The sequence below is a fragment of the Pseudarthrobacter sp. NIBRBAC000502770 genome (genome assembly GCF_006517815.1).
Classification (GTDB): domain Bacteria; phylum Actinomycetota; class Actinomycetes; order Actinomycetales; family Micrococcaceae; genus Arthrobacter; species Arthrobacter niigatensis.
Genome location: NZ_CP041198.1, coordinates 880,117 through 894,417 on the forward strand (window position 1 = coordinate 880,117; position 14,301 = coordinate 894,417).

The window sequence follows — 14,301 nt, forward strand, 5'->3', positions numbered from 1 at the left end:
GTTGGGTCAGGCCGAGGGCACGGTCAGGGCGGCCATGGCCATGGCCTCCAGGAGGGGCCGCGCGGTCCTCGAGGCCATCCGGCGGCCATGGCTGCGAACGGAGTGCGGGGTGGAATTGATCAGCCCGAACGTGGCATGGGCCCGCATCCGCAGGTCCGAAACGTCGGTATCGGGATGGATCCGCGCCAGGACGTCCACCCAGATTTCCACGTAGCTGCGCTGGAGCGTCCGCACGGCCAGCTGGTCCTGCTCCGACAGGTTCGGAAGATCCCGGTCCTGCACCCGGATCACGTCCGGCTTGCCGAGGGCGAAGTTGACCTGGAACTCCACCAGCTGCCGCAGTGCGGCCATGGGGTCGGCCGTGCGCTCCACGACCTGCCGCCCGCCGTCGAGCAGTTCCTGGCTCACGGTGACCAGCAGGCCGGCCAGGACTGCCTGCTTACCGGAAAAGTGGCGGTACACGGCAGGTCCGCTGACACCCGCAGCCGCGCCAAGGTCTTCCAGTGAAACCCGGTTGAAGCCGTTGGCCGCGAACAGTGAGGCGGCAGCGGAGAGCAACGCCTGACGCCGGTTCTCCTTGGCCTTGCCGCGCTGGGTGGTGGGGGCCTGGGCGGCAGGGGCCGGCTGCGCGGTATTGCTGGACACTTTTCCTCCTTGGGCCGTCCCAGAGTCTAGCAACGCGATGCTGTGTTGGACATCACAGTTAGATGCTGTGTTGGACATCACAGTTAATCGAGACTAACCTGAATTTCAGTTATTAGTCACTAACCGAGTTGGCCTTCATGGCCGCCCGGACCCACTTTAGGACGGAGCCTCGATGGAGACCCTGGCCACCCGGCTCGACCCGGCAAGCGAGTCCTTCCGCGCCAACCGGGAGGAACAGTCATCGCTCGCGGGAGAGCTGCGGAAGAAGCTGGCGGATGCTGCACTGGGCGGCCCCCGGAAGTCGCGGGACCGCCACGTGGCCCGGGGCAAGCTGCTGCCGCGGGACCGGATCGACCAGCTCCTCGATGACGGCAGCCCTTTCCTCGAAATCGCCCCGCTCGCCGCCAACGGCATGTACGGCGGCGACGCTCCCGGCGCCGGGGTCATCGCCGGGATCGGCCTGGTGCACGGCCGGCAGGTCCTGGTCATCTCCAACGACGCCACCGTCAAGGGCGGCACCTACTACCCCATGACGGTGAAGAAGCACCTCCGCGCCCAGGAGATCGCCCTGGAAAACAGGCTGCCCTGCATCTACCTGGTCGATTCAGGCGGGGCCTTCCTCCCCATGCAGGACGAGGTCTTCCCGGACAAGGACCACTTTGGCCGGATCTTCTACAACCAGGCACGCCTGTCCGCCGCCAAGATTCCGCAGCTCGCCGCCGTCATGGGGTCCTGCACCGCCGGCGGAGCCTACGTCCCCGCCATGAGCGATGAAACCGTCATTGTCCGGAACCAGGGCACCATCTTCCTGGGCGGGCCGCCACTGGTAAAGGCAGCCATCGGTGAAATCGTCACCGCCGAGGAACTGGGCGGGGGCGAGGTGCACTCGAAAATCTCCGGAGTCACCGACCATCTGGCAGAAAACGACGAACACGCCCTGCAGATCATCAGGGACATCGTTGCCACCCTCCCGCCGCCGGCCGCGCCGGCCTGGCAGGTGGAACCCGGCGTCGAACCGGCCGTGGACCCGGAAGGGCTCTACGGCGCCGTGCCCACGGACGTCAACGCCCCCTACGACGTCCACGAGGTCATTGCCCGCCTGGTGGACGGCAGCAAGTTCCACGAATTCAAGAAGGATTACGGCACCACCCTGGTTACCGGATTCGCCCGGATTGACGGACACCCTGTAGGGATCGTGGCCAACAACGGCGTGCTGTTCAGCGAGTCCTCGCTCAAGGGTGCGCATTTCATTGAACTCTGCGACCAGCGCGGCATCCCGCTGCTCTTCCTGCAGAACATCTCCGGCTTCATGGTGGGCAGGGACGCCGAGCAGGGCGGCATCGCCAAGAACGGTGCCAAGATGGTGACCGCCGTCGCCACCGCCCGCGTCCCCAAACTGACGGTGGTCATTGGCGGCTCCTTCGGCGCGGGAAACTACTCCATGTGCGGACGGGCCTATTCCCCGCGGTTCCTGTGGATGTGGCCGGCCGCGCGGATCTCGGTGATGGGCGGCAACCAGGCAGCCAGCGTGCTGGCCACCGTCAAACGGGACCAGTACGAAGCCGCAGGGGAGGAATGGGCTGCCGGGGACGAGGAAGCCTTCAAGGCGCCCATCCGCCGGCAGTACGAGGACCAGGGCAGTCCCTACTACTCAACCGCCCGGCTGTGGGACGACGGCGTCATTGACCCGGCCGATACCCGCACCGTCCTGGGCCTGGCGCTCGACGTCGTCTCCCGCACCCCCTTGCCGGAGACTTCCTTCGGCCTCTTCCGGATGTGAGCCAGCAATGACCATGCAGACCAACACCGCAACGCAGCGGTTCGCCGCAGGCACGCCGGTCGGTGAAGCCGTTAGCGCGGAAACCGGCGGCGCACCCCTCTTCAGCACCGTCCTGGTGGCCAACCGGGGGGAAATCGCCTGCCGCGTCATCCGCACGCTGCGCGCGCTGGGAATCCGATCGGTGGCCGTTTACAGCGATGCCGATGCCGGCGCCCGCCACGTCCGTGAAGCTGACACAGCCTTACGCATCGGCCCGGCAGCGGCAACCGAAAGCTACCTCAGCATCGACGCCATCCTTGAGGCCTGCCGGCAGTCCGGGGCGGAAGCGGTCCACCCCGGCTACGGCTTCCTGAGCGAGAATGCGGACTTCGCCCGTGCCCTCGAGAAGGCCGGCATAGCGTTCATAGGTCCCGGCGTGGACGCGCTGAATGTGATGGGCGACAAGATCCGCGCCAAAAACCACGTGGCAGGCTACTCCGTGCCGGTAGTCCCCGGCATCGCCAGGCCCGGCATGACGGACAGTGAGCTCGAGGAGGCCGCCGGCGCCGTCGGCTTCCCGCTTCTCATCAAGCCCTCCGCCGGTGGCGGCGGGAAAGGCATGCACGTGGTGGAGAAGCCGGCGGACCTGCCCGCCGCCCTGGCCACCGCACGGCGGGTGGCCGCCGCCGCTTTTGGTGACGACACCCTCTTCCTGGAGCGGCTGGTGACCACACCACGGCATATCGAAGTCCAGGTCCTCGCGGACGGCCACGGCAATGTCATCCACCTGGGCGAACGCGAATGCTCCCTGCAGCGGCGGCACCAGAAGGTCATCGAGGAAGCCCCCTCGCCCCTGCTGGAGGGCCTGCCGAACGGTGCGGACGTGCGTGCGCGGATCGGCGAGGCCGCCTGCAACGCCGCCCGCAGCGTGAACTACACGGGGGCCGGAACCGTGGAGTTCCTGGTCTCGGACAATGCGCCGGATGAGTTCTTCTTCATGGAGATGAACACCCGGCTGCAGGTGGAGCACCCCGTCACGGAAATGGTGACGGGCGTCGACCTGGTGGAATGGCAGGTGCGGATCGCCGCCGGTGAGCCGCTCACCATCCGGCAGGCCGACGTCGGGCTTTCCGGCCACGCGGTGGAGGCCCGCGTCTACGCCGAGGTGCCGGAAAAGAACTTCCTCCCATCCACCGGGACGGTGCTCCGGCTGGCCGAGCTGCCACCTGCGGACGACGGCCGGGTCCGGGTGGATTCCTCGCTGCTGGAAGGGCTGGAGCTCTCCGCCAACTATGACCCCATGATTTCCAAGGTCATCGCCTGGGGCGGAGACCGTGCAGAAGCCTTGGAAACCCTGGACAAGGCGCTGGCCGGGTACACGGCACTGGGCATCGAGACCAACGTCGAGTACCTGCGGCTCCTGCTCAGCGATCCCGATGTCCGGGCCGGGCTACTGGACACCGGACTGATCGAACGGAAGATGCCGGCGCTGGAATTCAGGCGCATTGGCGATCACGAACTGGTGGCTGCAGCGCTGTACTCACTCGCACAGGAGGATGGGAACCATCCCACTCCCGCCCGCGGACCGTGGCACTACAGGAGCAGCTGGCGGCTGGGGGCACCGGCGCCCCGCCGGATCAGCCTGGGAACGCCCGACGGCGGGGTGGCCACCGTTGCGGTGACGGATAGTCCGACTGGTGGAGGCACAGCCGTGGCCGCCGTCAACGGGGGCGCGCCGCAGGAAGCGTCGCTGCGCAGGGCGGAAGACGGCAGCGCAGTCCTTACCCTTGGCGGGGCAGCCCGGGAGTACCGGGTGGCCGTGGCCCCCGGGCAGATCTTCCTCGGCAGCGGCGGCTGGTCCTGCCGGCTGGAACTCCTCACCCGGGAAGCCCGGCTGGAGCGGGTCCTCGCAGCAGTCCAGCGACAGGAAGGTGCCGCCGATCCCGAGGTGCGCTCGCCGATGCCCGGAACCGTCGTGGCGGTCCCGGTCAACGACGGAGATGCGGTGGAAGCGGGGGAAGTCCTGGTGTCCGTCGAGGCCATGAAGATGGAACACCACCTGGTGGCCCCCCTTGCCGGCACCGTCCACCTGACCGCCCGTACCGGTGACCTTGTCAAGGCCGACCAGATCCTGGCCACCATCCACCCCGCGGATGCGGAACCCGCACACACCGACGCAGACACCGTTACAGGCGAAGCTGCAGAACAAGGCGAAGGAGCCTGACCATGACCGGTTTTGAACTCACCGAGGAATACCAGGACCTCAGCGACACCGTCCGCGACTTCGCGGACAACGTCGTGGCCCCGGTGTCCGCCAAACACGACGAAGAGCACAGCTTCCCCTATAAAGTGGTGAAGCAGATGGCGGAAATGGGCCTGTTCGGGCTGCCGTTCCCCGAGGAATACGGCGGAATGGGCGGGGACTACTTCGCCCTGGCGCTCGCACTGGAACAGCTTGGCCGGGTGGACCAGTCTGTCGCCATCACCCTGGAGGCGGGCGTGTCCCTCGGTGCCATGCCGGTGTACCGGTTCGGTACGGATGCGCAGAAACAGGAATGGCTGCCCATGCTGGCGTCCGGCCAGGCGCTCGCCGGGTTCGGGCTCACCGAGCCGGAGGCCGGCTCGGATGCCGGCGGCACCAAGACCCACGCCCGGCGGGAGGACGGCCAGTGGGTGATCAACGGGAACAAGGAATTCATCACCAACTCCGGAACCGACATCACCCGTCTGGTCACCGTCACCGCCGTCACCGGACAGCAGGAACGCCCCGACGGCAGCATCAAGAAGGACATCTCCACCATCCTGGTCCCCACCGACACGCCCGGTTTCAAGGCGGAAAAGCCCTACAACAAGGTGGGCTGGAACGCCTCGGACACCCACCCCCTCACCCTGAAGGACGTCCGGGTGCCGGAGGAAAACCTGCTGGGGACCGAGGGGCGCGGGTACGCCAACTTCCTGTCCATCCTGGACGAGGGCCGGATTGCCATCGCCGCCCTGGCCACCGGTGCCGCGCAGGGCTGCGTTGACCAGTCCGTCAAGTATGCCCGCGAACGCCGGGCTTTCGGCCACGAAATCGGCAAGTACCAGGCCATCTCCTTCAAGATCGCCCGGATGGAGGCCCGCGCCCACACCGCCCGCCTGGCGTACTACGACGCGGCCGCCCGGATGCTTGCCGGCAAGCCGTTCAAGACCCAGGCGGCCATCGCTAAGATGGTCGCAGGCGAGGCAGCCATGGACAATGCGCGGGATGCCACCCAGGTATTCGGCGGCTATGGCTTCATCAACGAGTTCACCGTGGCGCGCCACTACCGCGACTCCAAGATCCTTGAAGTGGGGGAGGGCACCACGGAGGTCCAGCTGATGCTGATTGCCCGCGAACTGGGACTCTAGCCGGCCCGAAAGGATCAATGATGATTGACAAGGTTGTTGCGAGCGCTGACGAAGCCGTCGCGGACATCCCCGATGGCGCCTCGCTGGCGGTGGGCGGTTTCGGGCTCTGCGGGATCCCGGTGGCCCTGATCGATGCCCTCCACCGGGCCGGCACCTCGGGCCTGGAGACTGTCAGCAACAACTGCGGCGTGGATGACTGGGGGCTCGGCATCCTGCTCCGCGACGGCCGCATCCGCCGCACCATCAGCTCCTACGTGGGCGAGAACAAGGAGTTCGCCCGCCAGTACCTCGCCGGCGAGCTTGAAGTGGTGCTCACCCCGCAGGGCACGCTGGCCGAGAAGCTGCGGGCCGGCGGGGCCGGGATCCCGGCGTTCTATACCAAGGCGGGGGTTGGCACGCAGGTGTCCGACGGCGGCCTGCCGCAGAAGTACGACGCCAACGGCGGGATCGCGGTCGCCTCTGCGCCGAAGGAAGTGCGCCCCTTCGGGGGAGTGGACTACGTCCTGGAAGAGTCGCTTACGCCGGACTTCGGGCTGGTGCATGCGTGGAAGGGAGACCGCCACGGCAACCTGGTGTTCCACGCCACGGCCATGAACTTCAACCCGCTGTGCGCCATGGCAGGGCGCATCACCATCGCCGAGGTGGAGGAACTCGTGGAGCCCGGCGAACTGGATCCCGAACACATCCACACCCCCGGCATCTTCGTCCAGCGGGTGGTCCTGGCCCGGGACGGGGAAAAGCGGATCGAAAAGCGGACGGTGGCACTCAACCAGGCAGGAGCATGACCATGGATCCCAACAGCCCCGACGCCCCGCGGCCAGAAGCCGTACGCCCGGAATACCGGCGTGGCGGCGAGCACCAGCCCGGGCCCGGCGGAGCAGGCGCCGCCGAAACCAAAGGCTGGACGCGGAACGAGCTCGCCGCCCGGGTGGCCAAGGAACTCCGCAACGGCCAGTACGTGAACCTCGGGATCGGGATGCCCACCCTGATCCCCAACTACATCCCGGACGGAGTGGAGGTGGTGCTGCACTCGGAGAACGGGATCCTCGGCGTCGGCCCCTACCCGGCCGAGGACGCCATCGACCCCGACCTGATCAACGCCGGCAAGGAGACCGTGACCGTCAACAGGGGAGCGGCGTTCTTCGATTCGGCAACGTCCTTCGGCATGATCCGCGGCGGCCACGTTGACGTGGCCGTGCTCGGCGCCATGGAGGTGGCAGCCAACGGGGACCTCGCCAACTGGATGATCCCGGGAAAGATGGTCAAGGGCATGGGGGGCGCCATGGACCTGGTGTTCGGGGCCAAGCGGGTGATCGTGATGATGGAGCACGTCGACCGCAACGGCAACCCCAAGATCGTCCAGGAGTGCTCATTGCCGCTGACCGGGAAGGGCTGCGTGGACCGGATCATCACGGACCTGGCCGTCATCGACGTCGTGCGGGACGGCGGCGGATCGCGGCTGGTCCTGAGCGAACTGGCCCCCAACGTCTCCGTGGAGGATGTAGTGGCCGCTACCGGGGCGGACCTGTTCGAGGAAGACCGGGAACTCACGGTATGACCGGCAGCAACCCCACGGACGGCAACTCCGGGGCCGGCGCCCGCAGAGGCCCCGCTGCCGGCCCGCGGGTCATCGAACAGCGCGGGCTGTACTTCGATGAGCTGGAGGAGGGGCTGGTGTACGCCCACCGTCCCGGCAGGACGGTGACGGAAACGGACAACGTCCTGTTCAGCACCCTGACCATGAACACCCAGGCGCTGCACCTGGACGCCGCCTGGAGCGCCGGCCAGCCGTTCGGGCAACGGCTAATGAACTCCATGTTCACCCTGGCCACCATGGTGGGCCAGTCCGTCACCCAGCTGACCCAAGGGACCATCATTGCCCAGCTGGGCCTGACGGACGTTTCCTTCCCGCACCCGCTGTACCACGGGGACACCCTGTACACGGAGACCGTCATCACCGGCAGGAGGCTCTCGGCCTCACGCCCCGGCCAGGGCATCGTGACCATGGAACACACCGGCCGCAACCAGGACGGCGCCGTGGTGGCACGGGCCACCCGCAGCTGCCTGATGTGGACGCGGGAGGCGCATGGGAACGCACAGGGCAGCCAAAACGTCGGAGAATAGCCTTATGACCTTTGTGATGGGCCCCGCCCTGCTCTTCTGCCCCGCCGACCGTCCCGAGCGCTACCAAAAGGCCGCCGCGCGTGCGGACGCCGTCATCCTGGACCTCGAAGACGCGGTGGCGCCGGCGGACAAGCAGCGGGCCCGCGGCGCTATCCTGGCCCAACTGGGCACCACCGGCGTGGAACCCGAGCTTGAACCCAGCTGCACCATTGTCAGGGTCAACCCCGTGGGCACCGAGGACTTTGAAAAAGACCTCCACTGCCTGGCGCACACGCCCTACCGCACCGTGATGCTGGCCAAGGCGGAGTCGGCCGACCAGCTCAAGGCGCTGGAGGGCTACCAGGTGATTGCGCTGTGCGAAACGGCCGTGGGCGTGCTCAACGCCCCGGCCATCGCTGCCGCCCCCAACGTGGTGGGCCTGATGTGGGGGGCCGAGGACCTGCTGGCCTCCCTGGGCGGTACGTCCAGCCGGAAGGACGACGGCGGCTACCGGGCAGTGGCGCTGCACGCCCGCTCGTCAGTCCTCCTGGCAGCGCGGGCCCACGGCAAGGAAGCAGTGGATGCCGTCTACACCAACATCCCCGACCTCGACGGGCTGGCTGCTGAAGCGGCCGACGCCGTGGCCTCCGGCTTCAGCTCCAAGGCCTGCATCCATCCCAGCCAGGCAGCCGTGGTGCGGAAGGCCTATGCGCCCTCGGCCGACGAGGTGGCAGCGGCCACGGCCCTGCTGGACGCTGCCGCGTCGGCGGGATCCGGGGTCTTCAAGTACCAGGGCAAAATGATCGACGGCCCCATCCTCAAGCACGCCCAGGAGATCGTCCGCCGCGCCGCCGTGGAGGCATAACTACCGCTGCCGTCCCTTGGGCCGGCGGAGGGACGTGGCCGGGATCGGCTCGGAAAGCAGGGTCCGCACCCAGCGGTTCCCTGTTTCGCGGAACTCCTTCCGGCTGGCGAAGCGGTAATGGAAGCTGCGCACGCGCACCCAGCGTGGCGCGGCGCCGTCGAACGGGTCCTTCCGCAGCAGCCGCAGCACCTGCCGGTCAGCGGCCAGGAGCTTGCCGAGGAAGGCGTAGAACCATTCCTCGTGGACGGTCCGCAGCGGCAGGAACCACATCAGCCAGTCCAGCCGCAGGTGGTAGGGGGCCCACTGGCGCGGGAGCCGGCGGACGTCCCCAGGCTTGCCTTTGAAGCCGTACTCGCGCCAGTCCGAACCGTCATGGGGGTCCTCGTCCAGCGTGCCCTCCACCACGATTTCGATGCGCTGTTTGGTCACTGTGCCGAAGGCCCCGTAGGCGTTAACCAGCTGCCACCGGTTGAAGCTGGCATTCATCAGCTGCCGGCGGGAGAAGAGGTTCCGCAGCGGCCAGTAGCTCAGCACCAGCAGCAGGATCGACGCCGCCAGGGTGATGGCCAGCCACCACAGCGGCGTTTCCGTCCGGGCGCCCGTGGCGGCATTCCAGTCCGCCGGGATGGCAGGTATCACGGCGTGCGCCACGGGGTCGCTGACCGCCGCGAACGCCAGCACGATCGCCATCCAGTTCAGCCAGGCGAAGTTGCCGGTGGCCACCAGCCACAGCTGGGTCAGCACGACCACCCCCGCCGCAACGCTTGCCACGGGCTGGGGGGCGAACAGCAGGAACGGCACCACCAGCTGGGCGATGTGGTTGCCCACCACCTCGATCCGGTGCAGCGGCTTGGGCAGCAGGTGGGCCTGCCGGCTCAGCGGGCCGGGCATGGGCTGGGTTTCGTGGTGGTAGTACAGGGCGGTCAGGTCGCGCCACTCCCTGCCGCCGCGGATCTTGATCATTCCCGCGCCGAATTCCAGCCGGAACACCAGCCACACGACCAGGACCAGGATGGTCCGGGGCGGATCCGTCTGGTTGGAACCGAGGAACCCAACGGTGAAGCCCGCCTCAAGGAGCAGCATTTCCCAGCCGAACCCGTAGAAGGTCTGGCCCACGTTCACGATGGACATGTACAGCAGCCACAGGGCCAGGAACGCAAGCAGTGGCACCCATGGCGGGCCCAGCTGCGGGAGTCCGGCCACCAGCAGTGCCGATACCACCAGGCCGGCGGTGCAGACTCCGCGCAGCAGCCCGTCCGAGTACCGCCAGCGGAACAGCGTGGGCCGGCGGAAACGGGGGAACGCGGCAAGGAACCCAGGCACCGGGAGGAGGCCGCGCTCGCCGAGCAGGGCGGGGAACTGGTTCATCGTGGACAGGAACGCAACAAAATACAGTGCCGCCACACCCCGTTGCAGCACCTGGCGGGCGAACCCGTATTCCGGCGCGTCAAACCACCACAGCCAGTCCACGGATTCCACGTTACGCCCGGTCACGCGGGGGTCAAGGTGCATCATCAGGCCGGGCGCAGCAGGATCGGGGGCGTCAAAGGGGCCGGACTGGTGCGGGATACTTAACCCATGCAGCCACGCAGAATCGTCCTCCTCGGATCCACTGGTTCCATCGGCACCCAGGCGATTGACGTCGTCGACGGCGCCCCGCACCTGTTCGAAGTGGTGGCCCTCAGTGCCGGGGGCGGCAACCTGGAGCTCCTGGCGCAGCAGGCGGTCCACACCGGCGCCACTGTGGTGGGGATTGCCGGCGGGGATCCTGCCCGGCTGGCATCGCTGATCAGCGACGCCGCGGCTGCGGCAGGCCGCCAGGGGTACCGGCCGGAGATCGTGGCAGGCCCGGACGCCTCCGCCCGCATCGCGGCGGTGGAAGCGGACGTGGTGCTCAATGGCATCACCGGATCAATCGGCCTGGCCCCCACCCTCGCGGCACTCAAGTCCGGAGCCACGCTGGCCCTTGCCAACAAGGAATCCCTGATCGTCGGCGGCAGCCTGGTCAAGGCAGCGGCCCGCGAAGGCCAGATAGTCCCCGTCGATTCGGAGCACTCGGCCATCGCCCAGTGCCTGCGCTCCGGCACTGCCGTTGAGGTGGACAAGCTCATCCTCACAGCTTCAGGGGGACCGTTCCGGGGCAGGAGCCGGGAAGAGCTCCACTCCGTCACCCCCCGGGAAGCCCTGGCCCACCCCACCTGGGACATGGGCGTCATGGTCACCACCAACTCCGCCACGCTGGTGAACAAGGGCCTGGAAGTCATCGAGGCGCACCTGCTGTTCGATATTCCGCTGGACCGGATCGACGTCGTGGTGCACCCCCAGTCGGTGGTCCATTCCATGGTCCAGTTCGTGGACGGCTCCACCATCGCCCAGGCTTCCCCGCCGGACATGCGCCTGCCCATCGCGCTGGGGCTCGGCTGGCCCGCCCGGGTGCCCAACGCCGCCAGCCCGTGCGACTGGACCCAGGCCGCCACGTGGACCTTTGAACCGCTGGACACCGAAGCTTTCCCCGCCGTCGGACTGGCCAAGGACGCCGCCAAGCAGGGGAGCACCTACCCTGCTGTCTTCAATGCGGCCAACGAGGAAGCGGTCACGGCGTTCCATGCCGGCCGGATCCGGTTCACGGACATCGTCGACACCGTGGACAGTGTGCTCAGCGAACACTCAGGTTCCTCCGGGCTGACGGTGGAATCCGTGCTGGATGCTGAAAGCTGGGCACGCGCACGGGCCCACGAACGTTTAGCAGTCAGCAGACTCTAGGAAGCAGCAGCACCTCCATGACCCCTGTCCTACTTTTCATTCTCGGCGTCGTCTTCGTCGCCCTTGGCATCGCCGTGTCCATTGCGCTCCACGAAGTGGGCCACCTGGTGCCCGCCAAGCTCTTCAAGGTCCGTGTCACCAAGTACATGATCGGGTTCGGGCCGACGCTCTGGTCTCGCCGGAAGGGCGAGACCGAGTACGGCGTGAAAGCTGTGCCGCTGGGCGGCTACGTCTCCATGATCGGCATGTACCCGCCCAACAAGGAGGACGGCTCAGTCCGGCCCTCCAGCACCGGCATGTTCCAGACTTTGGCCACCGAGGCACGTTCCATGGCCCATGAGGAAGTGGGGCCGGGCGACGAAAACCGGGTATTCTACCGGCTGCCCGTCTGGAAGAAAGTCATTGTGATGCTGGGCGGCCCGGCCATGAACATGATCCTGGGCGTGCTGCTCACCGCCGTGCTGCTGATGGGTTTCGGTGTTGCCACGGCCACCACCACCATCTCGGACGTCTCCAAGTGCCAGGTGGCAGCGGGACAAACCGTTGATCCTGACTCCGCCGACTGCCAGCTGACGCCCGCAGCCGCGGCAGGCCTGAAGCCCAATGACACCATTACCTCCTTCGACGGCAAACCCGTCACCCGGTGGGACCAGTTGACGGAGTGGATCCGCGCGTCGGCCGGCAAGGAAGTGGCCATCACCGTGCAGCGGGACGGCCAAACGGTCTCCACCACCGTGACGCCGGTGCTGTCGGCCCGGCCGGTCATCGGAACCGACGGGCGCCAGGCCACCGACGCCGCCGGCAACCTCCAGTACCAGGACGTCGGATTCCTTGGTATCGGTGCGCAGACCGCACTGGTGCCCCAGCCGGCGTCGTCCGTCCTGCCCATGGCGGGGGAGAACATCCGCCAGGTGGCCGGTGTGGTCCTCAACCTGCCTGCCCGCGTAGTGGGGGTGGCCAAAGCTGCGTTCAGCGAAGAGCCGCGCGACCCCAACGGCCCCATCAGCGTGGTGGGCGTCGGACGGGTGGCAGGCGAGGTGGCAGCCATGGAGGCTGTTCCGATGCAGTCCCGGGTGGCAACCCTCGTTGGCCTGCTGGCCGGCCTGAATTTCGCCCTCGCGGTGTTCAACCTCGTCCCGCTCCTGCCGCTGGACGGCGGCCACGTTGCCGGCGCCCTGTACGAGGGCGCCCGGCGCAGGGTGGCGAAGCTGCGCGGACGGCCGGACCCGGGGGCGTTCGACATTGCCAAACTGCTTCCCGTCACCTACGTGGTCGCAGCCCTGTTGATGGGCATGAGTGCGCTGTTGATCTACGCGGACATCGTCAAGCCGGTCAATTTGTTCGGCTGATCGGCCCCTAATGGTTGATTACAAGAAATCAGTCAAATCTGATTGATTGACCGGTATCAACCATCTATGGTTGAGGTATGTTCGTCATGACCATCGACCAGCGGGGAAGCACTGGAGACCAGGACCGCGTACCGGCCCTGCTCGAACAGCTGGCACGCCTCGAACTGACGGGAACGGACAAGCCCATCTTCGACCGCTCCGTGGGGGATGAAGTCCAAGGCGTCGTGCGGGACGCGGCCGCCGTGGTGGAGATAGCCCTGCACGCGCTCCGCGGCGGACGCTGGTACGTCGGGATCGGCGTCGGAACTGTAGCCCTGCCACCCCATGCCAGCCCCCGGGAAGGCACGGGAACGGCCTTTGTTGCCGCCCGCCGGGCGGTTGAGCTTGCCAAAGGAGCCGGATCCCAGGTGCCGCTGTCAGTGGTGCCCGGCATTATGGCTGGGGAAGCGGCCAGGGGCGCCGCCGGGGAAGGAGTGCAGGCATGCGCCAATGCGGAAGCGGTGCTCAGGCTGCTCGGCAGGCTCGTCCAGGACCGTACGCAGGCCCAGTGGCGGGTAGTGGATGCCCTGCGCCGCCTGGGCACCCCCGGGCAGCGGCAGGGCCGGCACGGAAGCCAGAAGCACGTGGCTATTGAACTCGGAATCTCGGAACAATCGGTGAGCCGAACCGTCATCCGCTCCGGGTGGCAGGAAGAATGGGCAGCCAGGCCGGCCGCGTCCATGCTTCTTGGGTATGCCGACTCCCGGCTCGGCCAAGCCCTGGAGGACGCTCCGGGCCGGAAGGAAGCCCCGCCCGGCCAGGAGCCGGCGAACAGGACTGAAGGAGACAGGTGACCGCACTGTGGGTGGCAGTGGCCTTAGTAATGGCAGGTTTCGCCGGCTGGCCGGTGACTGCGCTGGTCTTCAGGCTCGCCCGGACCATCGACGACAAGGCCGATGCCGCCAAGGCCGCCGAGGATGCCCGGGCGGCTGAAGAGGACCCCTCGGCTGACGTCACCCTGGACCCCGTCCCGGACGCCGGAGGCGGAGGCGGCGGCCAGGCGGTGGACAACGAGCTGACCGCCGCTCCCGGCCGGACGCCGTCGAACGCCCCCGCGGCCGGAGCTGCCGCACCCAGCCAGCGCATCCTGCGCGGCGGGGCCATCATCGGCGTACTGGAGCGGCTGGGGGTGTGCCTGGCCATCCTCACCGGCCAGCCCGTGGCCATCGCCTACATCGTTGCCATCAAGGGCCTGGGCAGGTTCGCTGAACTGAAGGAGACACCGGTAGCCGCCGAGCGTTTCATCATTGGGACCCTCACTTCCATGCTCTGGGCGGCCGGCACCGCTGCCGCGGTCAAAGTCCTCTTCCTGCACTGACCGCAGCCCGCGGTGCAGGCGTGTGCTCCGCCCCGGCACGTCCTCCGGCATGGGGGATTGGGACGGTACC

The 14,301-nt window shown here is 67.7% G+C and carries 13 protein-coding genes; 11 read left to right on the forward strand and 2 right to left on the reverse strand.

The genetic code is table 11. The features are described from left to right. Positions 1–6: 6 nt before the first annotated feature. Entirely contained in the window at positions 7–645 is a 639-nt protein-coding gene (locus tag NIBR502770_RS04350; RefSeq protein ID WP_141161012.1) for a TetR/AcrR family transcriptional regulator, read from the reverse strand. A gap of 172 nt (positions 646–817) precedes the next feature. On the opposite strand from NIBR502770_RS04350, the gene NIBR502770_RS04355 reads away from it, so the two are divergent. The 7 genes from NIBR502770_RS04355 to NIBR502770_RS04385 are packed head-to-tail and all read left to right on the forward strand — an operon-like array spanning position 818 to position 8,762. After that, positions 818–2,425 (forward strand): carboxyl transferase domain-containing protein, encoded by a 1,608-nt coding sequence (locus NIBR502770_RS04355; protein WP_141181145.1) that lies wholly within the window; start codon positions 818–820, stop codon positions 2,423–2,425. 13 nt (positions 2,426–2,438) lie between these two features. Beyond that, complete coding sequence (locus tag NIBR502770_RS04360) at positions 2,439–4,628, forward strand: biotin carboxylase N-terminal domain-containing protein (RefSeq protein ID WP_141181146.1); 2,190 nt, start codon at positions 2,439–2,441, stop codon at positions 4,626–4,628. A 2-nt stretch (positions 4,629–4,630) separates the two neighbouring features. Further along, complete coding sequence (locus NIBR502770_RS04365) at positions 4,631–5,794, forward strand: acyl-CoA dehydrogenase family protein (protein ID WP_141181147.1); 1,164 nt, start codon at positions 4,631–4,633, stop codon at positions 5,792–5,794. A 20-nt stretch (positions 5,795–5,814) separates the two neighbouring features. Next, positions 5,815–6,579 (forward strand): CoA transferase subunit A, encoded by a 765-nt coding sequence (locus NIBR502770_RS04370; RefSeq protein WP_141183313.1) that lies wholly within the window; start codon positions 5,815–5,817, stop codon positions 6,577–6,579. Further along, entirely contained in the window at positions 6,576–7,352 is a 777-nt protein-coding gene (locus tag NIBR502770_RS04375; protein ID WP_370871403.1) for a CoA transferase subunit B, read from the forward strand. Before NIBR502770_RS04370 ends, NIBR502770_RS04375 begins: the two co-directional genes overlap by 4 nt. Beyond that, on the forward strand, positions 7,349–7,918 hold the full coding sequence (locus tag NIBR502770_RS04380) for a MaoC family dehydratase (protein WP_246857396.1): 570 nt from the start codon (positions 7,349–7,351) through the stop codon (positions 7,916–7,918). Before NIBR502770_RS04375 ends, NIBR502770_RS04380 begins: the two co-directional genes overlap by 4 nt. A 4-nt stretch (positions 7,919–7,922) precedes the next feature. Beyond that, positions 7,923–8,762, forward strand: coding sequence for a CoA ester lyase (locus NIBR502770_RS04385; RefSeq protein WP_141161007.1), 840 nt, complete (start codon positions 7,923–7,925; stop codon positions 8,760–8,762). Here the strand turns inward: NIBR502770_RS04385 and NIBR502770_RS04390 are convergent, their stop codons facing one another. Then, a complete protein-coding gene (locus tag NIBR502770_RS04390) occupies positions 8,763–10,232 on the reverse strand; it encodes a lipase maturation factor family protein (protein ID WP_141183315.1) in 1,470 nt (489 codons plus the stop codon). It lies immediately after the preceding gene. A 108-nt stretch (positions 10,233–10,340) separates the two neighbouring features. On the opposite strand from NIBR502770_RS04390, the gene dxr reads away from it, so the two are divergent. From dxr to NIBR502770_RS04410, 4 genes are all read left to right on the forward strand, one after another. Then, on the forward strand, positions 10,341–11,525 hold the full coding sequence (gene dxr, locus NIBR502770_RS04395) for a 1-deoxy-D-xylulose-5-phosphate reductoisomerase (RefSeq protein WP_141181148.1): 1,185 nt from the start codon (positions 10,341–10,343) through the stop codon (positions 11,523–11,525). Between the two features lie 17 nt (positions 11,526–11,542). After that, positions 11,543–12,874 (forward strand): RIP metalloprotease, encoded by a 1,332-nt coding sequence (locus NIBR502770_RS04400; RefSeq protein ID WP_141181149.1) that lies wholly within the window; start codon positions 11,543–11,545, stop codon positions 12,872–12,874. Positions 12,875–12,951: 77 nt separating this feature from the next. Beyond that, positions 12,952–13,707 carry a MarR family transcriptional regulator gene (locus tag NIBR502770_RS04405; protein WP_246857397.1) on the forward strand — a complete coding sequence of 252 codons (756 nt, stop codon included), beginning with the start codon at positions 12,952–12,954 and terminating at the stop codon, positions 13,705–13,707. Then, the gene (locus NIBR502770_RS04410; RefSeq protein ID WP_141181150.1) at positions 13,704–14,231 is read left to right on the forward strand and encodes a hypothetical protein; all 528 of its coding nucleotides are present in this window, start codon (positions 13,704–13,706) and stop codon (positions 14,229–14,231) included. The genes NIBR502770_RS04405 and NIBR502770_RS04410 overlap by 4 nt, the downstream gene beginning before the upstream one ends. Positions 14,232–14,301 lie beyond the last annotated feature (70 nt).

Excerpts from the sequence above, each read along its gene's own strand:
- NIBR502770_RS04380 (WP_246857396.1), top strand. The coding sequence starts at position 7,349 with ATGACCGGCAGCAACCCCACGGACGGCAACTCCGGGGCCGGCGCCCGC.
- NIBR502770_RS04405 (WP_246857397.1), top strand. The coding sequence starts at position 12,952 with ATGTTCGTCATGACCATCGACCAGCGGGGAAGCACTGGAGACCAGGAC.
- dxr (WP_141181148.1), top strand. The coding sequence starts at position 10,341 with ATGCAGCCACGCAGAATCGTCCTCCTCGGATCCACTGGTTCCATCGGC.
- NIBR502770_RS04385 (WP_141161007.1), top strand. The coding sequence starts at position 7,923 with ATGACCTTTGTGATGGGCCCCGCCCTGCTCTTCTGCCCCGCCGACCGT.
- NIBR502770_RS04355 (WP_141181145.1), top strand. The coding sequence starts at position 818 with ATGGAGACCCTGGCCACCCGGCTCGACCCGGCAAGCGAGTCCTTCCGC.
- NIBR502770_RS04370 (WP_141183313.1), top strand. The coding sequence starts at position 5,815 with ATGATTGACAAGGTTGTTGCGAGCGCTGACGAAGCCGTCGCGGACATC.
- NIBR502770_RS04400 (WP_141181149.1), top strand. The coding sequence starts at position 11,543 with ATGACCCCTGTCCTACTTTTCATTCTCGGCGTCGTCTTCGTCGCCCTT.
- NIBR502770_RS04365 (WP_141181147.1), top strand. The coding sequence starts at position 4,631 with ATGACCGGTTTTGAACTCACCGAGGAATACCAGGACCTCAGCGACACC.
- NIBR502770_RS04375 (WP_370871403.1), top strand. The coding sequence starts at position 6,576 with ATGACCATGGATCCCAACAGCCCCGACGCCCCGCGGCCAGAAGCCGTA.
- NIBR502770_RS04360 (WP_141181146.1), top strand. The coding sequence starts at position 2,439 with ATGCAGACCAACACCGCAACGCAGCGGTTCGCCGCAGGCACGCCGGTC.